Source organism: Halomicrobium sp. IBSBa, from assembly GCF_017612575.1.
Lineage (GTDB): Archaea > Halobacteriota > Halobacteria > Halobacteriales > Haloarculaceae > Halomicrobium.
On sequence record NZ_JADPQC010000084.1, the window covers coordinates 1 to 241 of the forward strand.

General features: G+C 74.3%; 1 pseudogene. It reads left to right on the plus strand.

The features are described 5' to 3' along the window. A pseudogene (locus tag IL252_RS17555) lies at positions 1–241 on the plus strand (nuclease); the annotation flags it as partial.

Here is a 241-nt window from a genome sequence, read left to right on the forward strand (position 1 = left end):
TGGACCGTCGGTGTTCACTGCTCGTCGCCGTGCTGGCCCTGGCCGCCCTCGCCGGCTGTCTCTCGGGCGGGCCACAGACGCCAGCCGCGCCCGGCGACGCCGTCCCGGCAGGGAGCGACACCGTCGAGATCCGGTACGACAACGGGACCTTCGACACCGTCCGGCTGCTCGGGATCGACACTCCCGAGACCCGCGGCGGGACGAACCCCGCGGAGTTCGAGGGCGTCCCCGACACCGCGGC